14 protein-coding genes are annotated in these 14,467 nt (G+C 36.4%); 5 read left to right on the forward strand and 9 right to left on the reverse strand.

The features are described from left to right. Both IC610_RS15160 and rpmH read right to left on the reverse strand, forming a co-directional pair. A complete protein-coding gene (locus IC610_RS15160) occupies positions 1–711 on the reverse strand; it encodes a cell division ATP-binding protein FtsE (RefSeq protein ID WP_056075017.1) in 711 nt (236 codons plus the stop codon). Positions 712–838: 127 nt separating this feature from the next. Beyond that, entirely contained in the window at positions 839–997 is a 159-nt protein-coding gene (rpmH, locus tag IC610_RS15165; RefSeq protein ID WP_040997588.1) for a 50S ribosomal protein L34, read from the reverse strand. A gap of 198 nt (positions 998–1,195) precedes the next feature. Here rpmH and IC610_RS15170 point away from each other — a divergent pair, with 198 nt between their 5' ends. Next, positions 1,196–2,047, forward strand: a complete 852-nt coding sequence (locus tag IC610_RS15170) for an HAEPLYID family protein (protein WP_228462943.1) — start codon at positions 1,196–1,198, stop codon at positions 2,045–2,047. Between the two features lie 42 nt (positions 2,048–2,089). Beyond that, positions 2,090–3,091, forward strand: a complete 1,002-nt coding sequence (locus tag IC610_RS15175; protein ID WP_191737612.1) for a DHH family phosphoesterase — start codon at positions 2,090–2,092, stop codon at positions 3,089–3,091. Between the two features lie 169 nt (positions 3,092–3,260). On the opposite strand, the gene IC610_RS15180 is transcribed toward IC610_RS15175, so the two are convergent. From IC610_RS15180 to tilS, 7 genes are all read right to left on the reverse strand, one after another. Beyond that, the gene (locus tag IC610_RS15180) at positions 3,261–4,052 is read right to left on the reverse strand and encodes a patatin-like phospholipase family protein (RefSeq protein WP_191737613.1); all 792 of its coding nucleotides are present in this window, start codon (positions 4,050–4,052) and stop codon (positions 3,261–3,263) included. Between the two features lie 33 nt (positions 4,053–4,085). Beyond that, positions 4,086–4,928: a hypothetical protein gene (locus IC610_RS15185; protein WP_191737614.1), complete on the reverse strand. Its 843-nt coding sequence runs from the start codon at positions 4,926–4,928 to the stop codon at positions 4,086–4,088. Next, on the reverse strand, positions 4,925–5,707 hold the full coding sequence (locus tag IC610_RS15190) for an alpha/beta fold hydrolase (protein WP_191737615.1): 783 nt from the start codon (positions 5,705–5,707) through the stop codon (positions 4,925–4,927). The genes IC610_RS15185 and IC610_RS15190 overlap by 4 nt, the downstream gene beginning before the upstream one ends. Before the next feature lie 180 nt (positions 5,708–5,887). Beyond that, positions 5,888–6,406 carry an ExbD/TolR family protein gene (locus IC610_RS15195; RefSeq protein ID WP_191737616.1) on the reverse strand — a complete coding sequence of 173 codons (519 nt, stop codon included), beginning with the start codon at positions 6,404–6,406 and terminating at the stop codon, positions 5,888–5,890. A gap of 188 nt (positions 6,407–6,594) precedes the next feature. Then, a complete protein-coding gene (locus tag IC610_RS15200; RefSeq protein WP_191737617.1) occupies positions 6,595–8,142 on the reverse strand; it encodes a T9SS type A sorting domain-containing protein in 1,548 nt (515 codons plus the stop codon). A gap of 131 nt (positions 8,143–8,273) precedes the next feature. Then, positions 8,274–10,343: a protein-disulfide reductase DsbD family protein gene (locus tag IC610_RS15205; RefSeq protein WP_191737618.1), complete on the reverse strand. Its 2,070-nt coding sequence runs from the start codon at positions 10,341–10,343 to the stop codon at positions 8,274–8,276. Between the two features lie 173 nt (positions 10,344–10,516). Next, positions 10,517–11,833 (reverse strand): tRNA lysidine(34) synthetase TilS, encoded by a 1,317-nt coding sequence (tilS, locus tag IC610_RS15210; RefSeq protein WP_191737619.1) that lies wholly within the window; start codon positions 11,831–11,833, stop codon positions 10,517–10,519. A 95-nt stretch (positions 11,834–11,928) separates the two neighbouring features. Between tilS and IC610_RS15215 the strand changes: the two genes are divergently transcribed. From IC610_RS15215 to IC610_RS15225, 3 genes are all read left to right on the forward strand, one after another. Continuing rightward, positions 11,929–12,762, forward strand: a complete 834-nt coding sequence (locus tag IC610_RS15215; RefSeq protein WP_056074986.1) for an OmpA family protein — start codon at positions 11,929–11,931, stop codon at positions 12,760–12,762. A 294-nt stretch (positions 12,763–13,056) separates the two neighbouring features. Beyond that, entirely contained in the window at positions 13,057–13,704 is a 648-nt protein-coding gene (locus tag IC610_RS15220; protein ID WP_191737620.1) for an O-methyltransferase, read from the forward strand. Positions 13,705–13,747: 43 nt separating this feature from the next. Continuing rightward, the gene (locus IC610_RS15225; RefSeq protein WP_191737703.1) at positions 13,748–14,464 is read left to right on the forward strand and encodes a C40 family peptidase; all 717 of its coding nucleotides are present in this window, start codon (positions 13,748–13,750) and stop codon (positions 14,462–14,464) included. Positions 14,465–14,467: the final 3 nt, after the last annotated feature.

Genomic DNA, 14,467 nt, shown 5'->3' on the forward strand with positions numbered 1-14,467 from the left:
CTATTCAAACAGTTCCGCTGTATCCAGCACAGAAACCTTTCCGTCCTCGCATCTGATTGCTTCTCCAGGGAAGTTCTGAATCATATGGTAATCATGTGTTGCCATTACCACTGCAGTGTGGCTGTCTTCAGCAACTTTTTTTAGAAGCGTCATAATTTCATTGGATGTTTCAGGATCTAAATTTCCTGTGGGCTCATCTGCCAAAATCAAATCAGGATGGTTCAGAAGGGCTCTGGCGATAGCGATACGCTGCTGTTCTCCACCAGAAAGCTCGTGAGGCATCTTGTGTTTTTTGCTCTTCATATTTACGCTGTTCAACACTTCGTTGATGCGTTCATCCATTTTTGTTTTATCACTCCAGCCGGTTGCTTCAAGTACGAATTTCAGATTTTTTTCAACTGTTCTGTCAGACAGCAGCTGGAAATCCTGAAATACAATTCCTAATTTTCTTCTCAGATTGGGAATCTCTGAAGCTCTCAGTTTTGCAAGATCAAATCCTACAACAGAACCGTGTCCGCCAACCAAAGGAATATGTCCGTAGAGTGTTTTAAGTAAAGAACTTTTACCGGAACCGGTCTTTCCGATCAGGTAGCAGAATCTTCCTTTTTTGATATTTAAATTTACATCAGATAAAACGGTAAAGTTTTTCTGGGCAATTTTTGCGTGTTCCAGATTGATGATGTTTTCACCCGTGATATTGCTATGTGGCATGTTTCAGTTTTAAGATTTTAAAAATAATAAAAAGAAATTTTACTTTACAGAATTTTAGTAAATTTTAACAACAAAAAATGCCTGAAAAGATAATTTTCAAGCATGTTTTGTATATGATAATAAAGAATTATCTCTTAGCGCGTGAAGCACTTACAGTTAAACTCTTTCTGCCTTTAGCTCTTCTAGCAGCCAAAACTCTTCTACCGTTTGGCGTAGACATTCTTTCTCTGAAACCGTGTTTGTTTCTTTTCTTTCTTTCTGATGGCTGGAATGTTCTTTTACTCATTACTATATGTTTAAAGCGTAATTATCTATTATTTTTCAGGTTGCAAAGATATATAAATTTTTATATCTAACAAACTTATGTACTTTTTTTTTGAAATATTTAATCTGAATTTTTGTCCGTTTTTAATTCTCCCTCACCAAAAATTACCATTTTATTATATTTGCGGCAGATTATTAATTTTTTAAATATTTCTGCACAATGACTGGAAGAATTTCTTTTTTGATTTTAATTTTTCATTTTATCTCGTTTTCAGCACAGGTCGAGAATGAAAATGAGTACAAAGACAGTATTTATATTACTGAGGTGGAAGACAGCCATGAACCGTTTAAAGTTTTACATGCCGAGCCGCTCTACATCGATCTTATCCGTGATTTGGGAGCAAGAAAAGGAGAACGCGAATGGAATTTGGGAATGGGTCTTATCGATAACAATAAATTTGATAAGTACGAAGCTTTGGTGGAATATGAGTGGGCACCCATCAACCGTTTGGGGCTTGAAGTGGAACTGCCGTTCAGTATTTATTCATCAGCAGATAGTCCCGGCACGAAACTTAATGGTCTGAAACTGGCTGCACAGTATACTTTTCTCGTTTCTGAAGCATCCAGTACAAGTATGGCCTTAGGTTATATTCATGAATTTGAAATGACTGAATTTAAAAATTATGGAAAAGGAAAATTTTTCACCGGAAATGTTTTCAATCCTTTTTTCGTTGCTGCAAAACGGTGGGGCAATAATTTTCATACGCTTCTTTACACCGGCCCGGTAGTACATCAGAGTTTTGGCAGTTCTTCATCACATACTTCGTGGGAAATCAATTCAAATTTCCATTATATGATTGCAGGAACCCGCAATTTCATTGGTGTGGAATTCAATAAATCCATACACAGCGGTGATTTTGATATGACTATCAGGCCGCAGATGCGTGTAGGTATCACCGATAATACGATGGTGGGAATTGTCACAGGTATTCCGCTTAACCGCGAAGATCAGAGATTCAGCTCTTTTCTGAGGTTGATTTATGAACCTAAACACAAATCCACCGGAAGTTAATTGACAAATTAAACATATCTTTGGAAACTCAAATTTAGAAAAATGTTTACACCTGCAGAGCTTTCAGAAATCAAAAACCTTTTAACTCCTGAAAACAAAATCGTTATCCTGACCCATTACAATCCGGATGGTGATGCGATTGGTTCCAGTTTGGGACTGAAGCATTATCTTGCAGCAAAAGGTATTTCTGCTGAAGTAGTAGTGCCCAACGATTTTCCTAAATTTCTAAAGTGGATGCCGGAAGCAAAGAAAAATATCATTGCTGAATACAAAAGAAAGGTCGCTGCAGATCTGGTTTTTGAAGCTGATGTTATTTTCTGTCTTGATTTTAATTCTCCTTCAAGAATCGGAATTCTGGGCGATTGGCTTACGAAAGCAAATGCAAAAAAGATTTTGATTGATCACCATCAGCAACCTGAGAATTTTGATTTTGTTTATTCAGATACCATCATTCCTGCAACCTGCCAGATGATTTATCATTTTATCGAAGCGATGGGAGATGAAAGTCTGGTAAATAAAGAAGTTGCAGATTGCCTTTATACAGGAATAATGACCGATACCGGAGGTTTCAGATTCCGTTCTACAAGTGCAACCACCCACAGAATTGTTGCCAATTTAATCGAAAAAGGTGCTGATCCTGCACTGATTACTTCTAATACCTGGGATACCAACACGATTACGCGTCTTCAGCTGCTGGCTTTAATTTTAGGAAGAATTGAAGTGGTAAATGATACTGTTGCAGTTCTTTATCTTACACGAAATGAACTTAAGGAATATGGCTTCCAGAAAGGTGATACAGAAGGATTTGTAAATTATGGACTCAGCATTCTCGGCGTGAAGATGGCAGCATTTTTTATGGAAGATCTGTATGAAGATTTTATTAAAATTTCTTTCAGAAGTAAAGATGCGATCGATGTAAATCAGTTTTCAAGAAAATATTTCAACGGTGGCGGGCACATCAACGCCGCGGGTGGGAAATCGCAAGAAAATCTTCAGGAAACGATTGAAACTTTCAAAGAAAGAGTTGTTGAGGAAGGATTTTAAAGTGATTTAAATTTAAATAAAAATATTTGCGATGTGATTATCAGTCTAATTTATCGTACAAAAATAACCCTGCCAGCGCTTAAAACGCTGGTAGGGTTATTTTATCAACTACTGAGTTCAGATATTTCCTGTAATTTAATCTTAGTTCTATCTATACCTTAACTTTAACCTAAACCTTCCTGTATCCCTTTTCTTCAAGCTCTTTACAGGTATATTCATAAACCTCTTCAAACATAATATCAAGAGATTTTTTATTGAATAAACTGAATTTCGTCATTTTCGGAGGATCCAAAAAGATATCGCATGAATTGACTTTAGCATAGACCGATTTGGCGATGGCAAGGTGTAAAATTCTGTCGAATTCTTTCATTAAACTCATCTTTTCCAGACTGTCGTAGCTGATGGAATTGACGTGAGAGGCTATTAAAAAATCACATTTGTCAACAATCGGTTCGATGGGTAAGTTATCTAAAACACCACCGTCGACGTAGATTCTGTCATTCATTTTCACGGGAGGTAATACAAATGGAACGCTGGAAGAAGCGAGAAGAGGCCCGAAAAGTTCACCTTCTGAAAAGAAATCCACAATACCATGTGTAAGTTCTGTTGTGGCGACGTAAACAGGGATTTTTAAGATTTTAAAATCATCCTCCGGAAAATAGTCGGTGAAAAGTTTCAGGATGAAATTGGAGCTGAAAATTCCGTTCTTGGAAAGTCGTAAAAATGATCTTGAGAAAAAAGTGGTTTTTCGCACAATGTCCATCATTTCATCAGGTGTTTTTCCGAAAGAGTAAAAGGCTGCAATGATTGATCCTGCGCTGGTTCCCGAGATGATGTCCGGCTTCAGACTGTATTCTTCAAGGGCTTTGAGGACGGCGATGTGGGCGATTCCGCGCATTCCTCCGCCGGATAAAGTAAGCCCGATAATCGGCTTCTTTTTTTGAAATGAAAATAATCCCATGAATAAATTTAAGAGTAACTAAGATACTGTTTTTTACGGTTCGTCACATTCTGAATCAGTTTTTGTAAACAAAGATTCAAATTGCTTATTCATTTTTTCGTCATGTAAAGGTCTTTCCACATCCTGATTGGCGCAGTTTCCCCAACCGAAGGTGATTAAGTCTGCCGTTGCAAAATCTTTCCAGTCTGCAGATTGGGCGTTGCTTTCGAAATCACGCATTACTTTTGCTGGGTTACCGTTTCTTTTGCTCATTTCTCCCCGGAGCTTTCTCCATTCTTCCATAATTTCAGCATCAGAACTGTTCAGTGCTTTTGCGTAATTCTGGCAGTTTTTAGTAAAAGAATTATTCAGCAAAACCGAAGGATTGGAGAAACTTTCAATTTGAATTTTGTTCTTTTGGTAATCCTGCTTCAGCATCTTCAGATAAGCACTTTTGATGTTTTGCCAGTATGGAGTTTTAACAACGACAAGATTTTCAAGATTTTTTTTGCTTTTCAGAAAATCGGCGTCGAGCTGTGCTAAAATTGCATCTTTTTCACGACGTACTTTATACAAGTCCTGAGGTTTGAAAACAGAAGGAGTGCTTAATGAGATGCCCCCGTGATTAAACCAAAGCTTATAAGTATCCTCAATTTCGCGGCGTGAGTATGTATTGGAATCAAAATATCCTTTGTTGGTACACAGTTCCGTTATAAAATCAAAAGTTTCGATTTTAGCTTCTTTGCGACTGGTTGAATCAATTGCTTTGGAAACTGTCTCAGCTGAATCCTGCTGTTGTGTAGTCCTGTTTACGACAGCATTATGAGTTGGCGAAACCTCTTTTTTACAATTGCTAAGAAGTAATGCAGATGCAATTACCCAGATAGTTTTTCTCATAAAACTAATTTTTTAGGTAGATGATGCAGTAATTCTGTATTAATGATTTCTGCACAGATTGAGGGCTTCTCCCAATGCCCGTTATGTCCGCAATCGAGAACGTATGATTTGATATTGGTTCTGTCCGGAAGATTTTTGAGTAAAGATTCTGTTTTAACTGCGTTGTCGTGTTTGCCTGCAAGAATCAGTATTTTAATATTTAAATTTTCCAGAATATGTTTTTTGTCTGTACGCTCCACCATTCCCTTTACAGAAGCTAAAGCACCAAGATTATTAGTAGAAAGTGCAATTTCCAGAGCAGTTTCAATTTTACCTTCCAGAACGTCTCTTTCATTCGGGTTGAACAGGTTTGGAATTCCTGCTCTTGCGTAATGTGGGAAAGCGTCTTTGATGATTCTGTAGCTTTTGATGCGCTGTTCTTTTTTCTCTGCGTCGTCTTCCAGAAATGTGGAGAAAAATAAGGTTAGAGTTTTCAGTTTTTCAGCATATTTCTCAGCAAATGCGAGTGAAACATAGCCTCCCATCGAATGTCCAAGCAAATGGATATTCTCAAGATTCTGATTTTCCAAAACTTTGTTGACTTCGTCTGCCATCATTTCCATTGTCTGAATATCTCCCATGATGTCTGATTTTCCGTGGCCCGGAAGATCAATTTTTAAAAGAGAAAACTGATCAGAAAGGGAAGTTTCCATTTCCTTCCATATCGTCGTGTTTTCCATGAAACCATGCAGAAGAACCAAAGTCTCTTTCCCGTTTCCTGTTTTTTCGAAGTGAAGCATAAGTGTTGGTTTTTGTCGCGTATGAAGCATCAAAATTTAAACCGTTTACCGTTTAAATTTCATTTTTAATCTTAATGATTTTCTCAAATTTAAATAAAAAAACCGCAAAGTGAAAATGCTTTGCGGTGGAATGTTTTAAGATCAGTTATTTAAGATTAACCTAATTTTTAAGGTCAAAAATTATTGGGAAATGTTCTGATAAACTGTCTTTTCCCACGGCTTCAGCTCTGAAATTCCATAACGCAGTTTTTGTGAAGCTGAAACATTATCAAAGATATCTACAAAGTTTTTGTAGTTGGCATCCTGAGTGGGTTCAATGATTACTGTGAAATTCTCTTGCAGCGGTGCATTTTTATATGCTTCCGTTATAATTTTTGTTATTCCGGCATCTGTAAATTCTGTTTCTTTCAAATTCTCAGAATTGAGTTTGCCTGCGCTGCTCTGGTGATAAAATATCCGGTTTTCTTTGCCTAAAATGAACGTAATCTGATTCTTTTCGTTGATTTCTGTCTTTGTACCTGTAATGTTTTTAGCGGGCAATTTCACATCCATTGTATTGGGTTTTGAGAAATTGGTGGTAAACATAAAAAATGTGATTAAAAGAAAACCTAAATCTACCATCGGTGTCATATCGACTCTGATAGAAGCTTGTCTGGATCTGCGTTTTCCGTGTTTTTCCTGTTGTATTACTTCAGCCATAATTTTCAGTTTTAAGATTATTATAAAAATGGATTATTTTGAAAATGAATGCAAATTTAATACCTTAAATGTTATTTGTTACTGAATTGTTAGTGTTTATTCTGTATTCGGTATCTGTTCCGTAATGTGAAAGCCGGAAATGTGATCAGAAATATTATTTTTCTTAAAATAATTTCAACAGGAGTAAACTATTTTGAAACGATAATTTTATGAGTAAGTATTTCCTTTCCTTCGTGCTCTGCCTGCAAAATATAGATTCCCTTTTGGTATTGCGAAACTTCGACAGAAATTTTGGCATCTGAATAATTTTCAGAAAATATTTTTCGGCCGGAGATATCAGTCATCGTAACTGTTGAATTATTCGGAAGATTTTCAATGTAAATGAAGTCTTTAGCAGGGTTTGGATAAACTGAAATTTTATTTTTTGCAGGTGTTTCCTCTGTGCTTAAGACAGATTCCAGCTTTACTACCCAAAAGTCCTTACCACCAAAACTTCCTGTCACCTGACCATTGTTGAAAGTGTTTGTTTCTCCCACAATTACGGCTCCGCCATCGCTGGTCTGAATAATTTGCATTCCATAATCTGTATTATCACCACCAAGACATTTATGCCACAAAATATTTCCGGTATTGCTTAGTTTTACAACATAAAAATCTATTGTGCCATTATTACCCGATGGAATTCCGTTGGTCGATGCAGAGTCTCCTGCGATGAGATAACCTCCGTCAGAAGTTTGAATAACTGATCTTGCTGCATCATAAGTCTGTCCTCCCAATGATTTTTCCCACTGCAAATTTCCTGACTGATCCAACTTAAGAAGCCAGGCGTCACTGGGGCCAATACTTCCTGATATATGCCCGTTTACAGAAAACGTATATCCTGCCACAATAAAACCATCGTCTGTAGTAGATTTTACAGAATATGTAAAATCATTTTGAGAGCCTCCATATCTTTTTTCCCAAATAATATTTCCTGTTGTGGAAATTTTTACAATCCAAAAGTCAGCAAAGCCATAAGGAGGTGTAGAAGGGTCTCCAATTGATGAAGTGCTGTCTCCTGCAACAATATAGCCACCGTCTTTTGTTTGTTTTATTTCTGTTGCTTTATCATTATTATCTCCACCTAAAGATTTCTGCCATACAAGATTTCCCAATGCGTCTGTTTTTACAATCCAATAATCATTATTACCTTTAGGGTTGGTAATATCTCCTGAGGATGAATTAGAAAACCCCGCAATAATATATCCTCCATCGCTGGTTTGGCAGATAGAGTTTGCCATGTCATTACCACCTCCGCCGTAGGTTTTCTGCCATTGTAAATTTCCTGTGGAATCCAGTTTTATTACCCAGTAATCATTTGATCCCTGGTTGTATGTAACGTGCCCATTGTTTGAGCTGGTAAACCCGGCAACAATGTATCCACCGTCTGCAGTTGTTATCACTGATCTTGCCTGTTCGCTACCTGTGCCGCCGAATGATTTTTGCCACTGTAAATTTCCCGACCCATCAGTTTTTACTATCCACAAATCATTATTTCCATGGCTTACAGTTATATTTCCCTGAGTAGAATTTGTAGTCCCTGCTATAATGTAGCCTCCATCGGAAGTCTGGGCTACAGAGTAGGCGACATCGTTAAGAGAGCCTCCGAAAGCCTTTTTCCATTGAATATTTGGAGCCTGACTTTTTGCAGCGAAACAAAATAACAGGAATAAAAAGATAGAGATTTTGTATTTCATGCCCTTGAATTTGTGTTGATTACCAAATTTAATAATTTTTTTAAATATGATATTTGCTTTAAGTCTTTTAGAATTCTAAAAAAAAAACTCACATCTTTCGATATGAGTTTTAATAAAATATTTAGAAAAAATTATTTATTATTCTTATAAAAATTCACTCCACATTCAAGGAATTTTTTAAAATCTTCTTTATCCATAAATCCTGAAACTGGGGAGTTGATTACTTTTCCGTCTGGAGTCAGAAGAACATAGTGAGGCTGTGAATTGTTGTTAAAATTAACGCTTTGAAATAAACTCCATCTGTCGCCAATGGTTTTTACTTTTTTCACCTGTCCGTCTCCCATTTCAATTTTGGTTTTCTGATCTTCGGGAAGTTCTTCTTTGTCGTCTACATAAAGAGATGCGATCAAAACATCATTCTGCAGAATCGGCAGGATATCAGGTTCACTCCATACAAATTCTTCCATTTTACGGCAGTTTTCGCAGCCGTATCCTGTAAAATCTATAAGGATGGGTTTGTTTTCTTTTTTCGCTAATTCAATGGCTGAGAAAAAGTCGTGTTCTGGATGCATTCCCAGGATTCCGTCTTTTTCGTCATGTAAATAACTTACATTCAGAGGAGGCAAAATTCCGCTCAAAAGCTGAAGTTTCGGCCGCTCAGCAGGAATTAATCCCTGAATTAAATAAACTACGAAACCGATTCCTAAAATTCCTAAAATCTTTCTTCCTACAGAAATTTTAGGCTTCTTATCATCGTGAGGGAATCTTATTAAGCCAAATAAATAGATCACCAATCCGATTGCAATGATAATCCAGATGCCAATGAATAATTCTCTTTTAATAAAGAATGTTTTTGAAACCAAATCTGCTTTGGAAAGGAATTTTAAGGCTAATGCAAGTTCAATAAATCCTAAAACAACTTTCACGGTATTCATCCATCCGCCGGATTTCGGAAGGCTTTGTAACGCCTGTGGAAACAATGCAAGAAGACCAAAAACAATCGCCCAAGCCAAACCGAAACCTGCTAAAGCAAATGTAAGAACCGTAGGAATGTCTACAGAGTTATCACTTAAAATACTTCCCAGAATACTTCCCAAAATAGGACCTGTACAGGAGAAAGAGACGATCACTAAGGTAAGTGCCATGAAGAAAATACCAATCATTCCGCCTACTTCCTCAGCTTTTGAAGATTTGTTGGCGATTGAGCTTGGCAGAGTGATGTCGTAATATCCGAAAAAGCTACCTGCGAAGAAGATGAATACCACAAAAAACAGAATATTCAGCCAGACGTTTGTAGAAATTTCATTGAAAATATTTCCTGCAATACCATCAATCAAATGAAATGGAACGCTTAATAAAACAAATATCAGTAAGATAAAAAAGCCATAGACAAAAGCATCTCTTTTTCCTTTTGCAGGATTTTTATTTCCTTTTGTAAAGAAAGAAACCGTCAATGGAATCATTGGGAATACGCATGGAGTCAACAAAGCAATCAATCCTCCGATGAAGCCTAAGATTAAAATTTTCCAGTAGTTTGTTTCCAGTTTGGTGCTGGTTCCGCAGTCTGTTAAAGGCTTTGAAATATCGATTGATGAAATTTTCAGCTGTTTAGGATCAAGTTTTGAAGCTGTTGCAACAGTAGTTTTTGTTGCAGTTGCGTTTTCTTCTAAAGTGTCTACAATCGGGCTTAAAGAATCTTTTGCAACAGTTTTTTCGTCAGTAACAATCTCCGTTACGCCTTTTGGTGTAAGTTTTTTGGTAAATTCTAATGTATTCGGGGCAAGACAGACTCTGTCATCGCAGGTCTGATACATGATTTCAGCAACAATGTCAGCAGGTTTTGTGCCGTCTTTAAGTTTAAATTTTTGTTTGAATCCGGCAGCATCAGAATAATAAACAATGGTTCCACCAAAAGCTTCGGAAAATTCTGAATGTTTTTTTCCCGTTTCCGTAAATTTGCCAATCAGCTCGATGTTTTTTCCCGAAACTTTATATTCCGTCGGAATTCCTCCGGTGTCTTCAGGGATATCTTTTGAGTAAATGTGCCATCCTTTCTCGATAGTTCCGTTCAGTACCGCTTCGTACTCATTGTTACCGAGTTCGTTGATGGAGAATTTAAATTTTACAGGATCTTTAATCTGTGCGTTGACCGCCGTTGAAAGGAATAACAGCGTTAATAAAAACCAACTTCTGAATTTCATTTTTACTTTTGATTTTACAGGAAGAAATGCTCATAAATTATCTAAAAACCATCAGTCCACCGCAAATTTCACTGTTTTAAAATTGAATTATATTTTTCTGAAAATTCTTCAGATTTTATCAATTTAAAAAATTATGAACTAAAGCTGCTCATGATTCCAAATCTTCCTTTCTTTTACTTATTATTGATTGTGAGAATATTTTCCGCATTCTCATTTGTGGCAAACCGTCTGTCCTGTCGCAGTGGAATCACTCCCAAAACCGAGTTTTCGGCATCGCAGAGCAGCCAGATTTTTTGCCTCGCTAAATTAGACAATTTTTCGTCCCTGAGAAACTTAGAAACTTTCTTTTTGCCCGAAAATCCCACAGGGAAAAATTCGTCGCCGTCTTTTTGCTTTCGTAGTTTCAAAGGAAACTTTAATTTTTCAGTATCAAAATTCCAATTTAGTTTTTCTCCGGAATTCTGAAAGTCCTCAATCATATCTTCGAGATTAATGCTGGAATGGTTTTCAGAAAAATCAGATTTTTCACATATTACAATTTCTTCTTCTGTAATATTTTGATTTTCAATATTCTCAATAATGATGAGTTGGCTCCGATGGATGTTGATTCGAAATTTATCTGAAAAAAAGGAGCCGCCACTTTCAGCAGAAAATATTTTAGCAATTTCTTCAGGTTTGGTAAATCCGTATTTTTTCAGAATTTCAAATTTTACAAAATCAGATTCTTCTTCCAGCAGATCTTTAGATAAAATTAGATGGGAAGAGTTTGGAACCGTGATTTTATTTTCAATTTCAGCAATTTTTTCCTCCACAAAATTTTTGGATTGATTCAAATAATCTAAACTTCTGCTGAAGTTCTGAAGAAAATGATCATTTGTTTCAAGCAATTTAGGCGCAATTTCATTCCGGATTCTATTCCGTAAATAATCATTTTTCTGATTGGAAAGATCTTCACGGAATTCAATTTTGTTTTCACCAGCAAAGTCATAAATCTCCTGTTTGCTAAATTCGAGAAGTGGTCTCAAAATCTGATTTTCATTTGATGGAATTCCACTCAAACCTTTTAAACCTGAAGCTTTTGAAAGATTGATAATAAATGTTTCAAGCTGGTCATTCAGATGATGTGCTGTCACCAAAAAATCAATATTCTGTTCGTTCTGAATTTTTCTGAAGAACGTATACCGTAAATCTCTCGCCCAAAGCTGTACAGAGTTTTCTGGCTTCTGATCTTTGTCTGAAACCTGATGTAAATGAAATTTAATATTAAAATTTCTGCAGAAATCTTCAACCGTCTTCTGATCCAGATCTGAATCATTTTCCCGAAGCTTATAATTGACGTGTGCAATCTCAAAAGAAAGCTGTAAATCTCTGAAAATATGCGCTAAGACCATAGAATCTGCACCTCCGCTCACTGCTAAGAGATACTTTTTGATTTTAAAATCCGAAACGAGGTTTGAAATTTTAGATTCTACCGATTTTAGGCTCAGCATTTGCAGAAAATTTTGACTTTACAAAGATAGCGTTTACCATTTAATTGAATTTTTCTACCTTTGGAGCTGTCTTAAAAATAAAAAAAAGATTGTTTATGAAAATTTTTAAAATCTTAGCAGCTTCTGCCATCGTTTTGGGCATGACCTCATGTGTCAGCAAAAAACAGTATGAGGCTTTAAGCTCAAACTACAAACAGTGTATCGAAAACATCGGGGAAAGACAGAGAGAAATTCAGGATCTGAAATCTCAGAATGCAAGTCTTACCAGTGAAAATAACTTATTGAAGAGTCAGCATGATGCTTTGAAATCTTCTTTGGATGCATGTCTTTCAAATTCAGGGAAAAGCTCAGCAAATATTGATAAATTGGTGGGAGAAATCAATTCCTCAAACGCTTACATCAAGCAACTTATCGCTTCAAACGCTAAAAATGACAGTTTAAATTTAGCTTTATCAAACAAACTGAAAAGATCTTTGGATAACGTAACCGATCAGGATGTTCAGGTGAAAGTATTAAAAGGTGTGGTAATGATTTCATTATCAGATAAAATGCTGTACAAAACAGGAGATTACAATGTATTGCCTGCAGCTCAGGAAGTTTTGGGTAAAGTGGCTAAAGTGATCAATGACTACGATAAATATTCTGTATTGATTGAAGGTAACACAGATAATGTTGCTCTGAATTCTTCAAGCTTACCGAGAGACAACTGGGATCTTTCTGCTTTGAGAGGTACATCAATCGCTAAAGTTCTTCAGACTCAGTTTGGAGTTGACCCGGCAAGAATCACAGCTGGTGGACGTTCTGAATACAATCCTAAAGCAACCAATATGAGCGTTTCCGGAAGAGCTGAAAACAGAAGAACGGAAATTATCATCATGCCTAAACTGGATGAATTTATGAAACTGATGGATATTACTCCAAAAAAATAGTAACTTTCAGCTATAAAAAAATAAAAGATCTCGATTTTGTCGGGATCTTTTTTTAATTTAGTTAAACCACATTTTCTCTTTCAATCAAGCTGAAAATGTAATCGAGGAAATTTTGCAGGTTTGTGAACCCTTGTCTATTTTTTTTCATCACCTTTAATACAGTATTTTTACCTATATCATTGATGTGTCAAAATTACAAGCCTTATTTTATATATACAATCCGTATTTTTACGGTATTTTAAAAGAATATTTTTTCGTAAAGGAAATTTTTAAATCAGATTATTAAACAAAAAAATGAGTTATTTCGAAGAAAAACATCCTGAAATGGACAGGTATCTGGAAAATCACGCTTCACTGGAGCCTGAAATCCTGAAAAAACTGAGGAGGGAAACTTTTCAGAAAACCACGCAGCCTCACATGATTTCAGGTTATCAGCAGGGAAGACTTTTAAGCATCATCTCAAAAATGCTCAGCCCAAAAAATATTTTGGAAATAGGAACTTTTACAGGTTATGCCACCTTGTGCCTTGCAGACGGACTTTCAGATGATGGAAAAATCACAACTTTAGACGTCAATGAAGATCTGGCCTATTTACCGAAAAAATATTTTGCCGAAAGTAAATTTTCTTCTCAAATTGATTTTAAAATTCAGGATGCAAAAGAATTTCTGAAAAATACTGACGAAATTTTTGATCTTGTTTTTATTGATGCCGATAAAGAAAATTATGCAGAATATTTCAGATTGATTAAACCTAAAACGAAATCCGGCTCTGTGGTCCTATTTGATAATGTGTTGTGGTACGGGAAAGTTTTAGACGAAAATCCGAAGCAGAAATCTACCCAAATCATCAAAGAACTGAATGATTTGGTGGCTCAGGACGAAGATTTTGATAATCTTATTTTACCTTTGCGTGACGGAGTGAATTTTCTGAGAAGAAAATAACAGAAAAAAAGAAATCCAGACCTTAAATTTTAACCTTTGAATGATGAATAAAGGAATTTGTACAGTTACTGTAGCTCCTGTGCGGGCAGAAAATTCGGATAAAGCAGAAATCGTTACCGAAATCTTATTCGGTGAAAGTGCCGATATTTTGGAGGTGAATAAAAACTGGACCAAAATAAAAATGCACTACGATGGCTATGAAGGCTGGATGGATACCAAACAGATCAAAACTGTGTCTGATGAATATTTAGCGAACAGAAAAGTGACTGTGGTGACCGAAGATTTTTCTTCTGTGCTGATGAAAGACGGCAAAACTCTGCTTTCAATGGGATCTGAAGTTGAATTTCCCGCTGTGGCGTCCAGGCGCAGCCATAATTTGAGGGAAAGCATTGCACTGACGGCAAAAGAATTCATCAATGTTCCGTATCTGTGGGGTGGCAAAAGCTTCTTTGCGGTCGACTGTTCAGGCTTTACGCAGCTGGTTTATAAAATTCACGACATTAAACTTCCCCGTGATGCGTCACAGCAGGTGGAAGTGGGCGAGTCGCTTACTTTCGTGGAAGAAAGTGAAATGGGAGATCTTGCTTTTTTCGAAAATGCGGATGGCAAAATTATTCACGTTGGAATCATGCTCGATAATCAGAAAATCATTCATGCCTCAGGGAAAGTGAGGATTGATACGCTCGATTCCTCAGGGATTTTTAATAAAGAACTGAATCAGCATACGCATAAACTCCGTGTGATTAAAAAACTGATTTAAAAA

It is taken from the genome of Chryseobacterium caseinilyticum, assembly GCF_014837145.1.
GTDB classification, from domain to species: domain Bacteria; phylum Bacteroidota; class Bacteroidia; order Flavobacteriales; family Weeksellaceae; genus Chryseobacterium; species Chryseobacterium caseinilyticum.

Bases quoted from the DNA above. Each gene is read 5' to 3' on its own strand.
- IC610_RS15200 (WP_191737617.1), bottom strand. From the start codon at position 8,142: ATGAAATACAAAATCTCTATCTTTTTATTCCTGTTATTTTGTTTCGCT.
- IC610_RS15225 (WP_191737703.1), top strand. From the start codon at position 13,748: ATGAATAAAGGAATTTGTACAGTTACTGTAGCTCCTGTGCGGGCAGAA.
- IC610_RS15215 (WP_056074986.1), top strand. From the start codon at position 11,929: ATGAAAATTTTTAAAATCTTAGCAGCTTCTGCCATCGTTTTGGGCATG.
- IC610_RS15220 (WP_191737620.1), top strand. From the start codon at position 13,057: ATGAGTTATTTCGAAGAAAAACATCCTGAAATGGACAGGTATCTGGAA.
- IC610_RS15190 (WP_191737615.1), bottom strand. From the start codon at position 5,707: ATGCTTCACTTCGAAAAAACAGGAAACGGGAAAGAGACTTTGGTTCTT.
- rpmH (WP_040997588.1), bottom strand. From the start codon at position 997: ATGAGTAAAAGAACATTCCAGCCATCAGAAAGAAAGAAAAGAAACAAA.
- IC610_RS15185 (WP_191737614.1), bottom strand. From the start codon at position 4,928: ATGAGAAAAACTATCTGGGTAATTGCATCTGCATTACTTCTTAGCAAT.
- IC610_RS15170 (WP_228462943.1), top strand. From the start codon at position 1,196: ATGACTGGAAGAATTTCTTTTTTGATTTTAATTTTTCATTTTATCTCG.
- IC610_RS15205 (WP_191737618.1), bottom strand. From the start codon at position 10,343: ATGAAATTCAGAAGTTGGTTTTTATTAACGCTGTTATTCCTTTCAACG.
- IC610_RS15160 (WP_056075017.1), bottom strand. From the start codon at position 711: ATGCCACATAGCAATATCACGGGTGAAAACATCATCAATCTGGAACAC.
- tilS (WP_191737619.1), bottom strand. From the start codon at position 11,833: ATGCTGAGCCTAAAATCGGTAGAATCTAAAATTTCAAACCTCGTTTCG.
- IC610_RS15180 (WP_191737613.1), bottom strand. From the start codon at position 4,052: ATGGGATTATTTTCATTTCAAAAAAAGAAGCCGATTATCGGGCTTACT.
- IC610_RS15175 (WP_191737612.1), top strand. From the start codon at position 2,090: ATGTTTACACCTGCAGAGCTTTCAGAAATCAAAAACCTTTTAACTCCT.
- IC610_RS15195 (WP_191737616.1), bottom strand. From the start codon at position 6,406: ATGGCTGAAGTAATACAACAGGAAAAACACGGAAAACGCAGATCCAGA.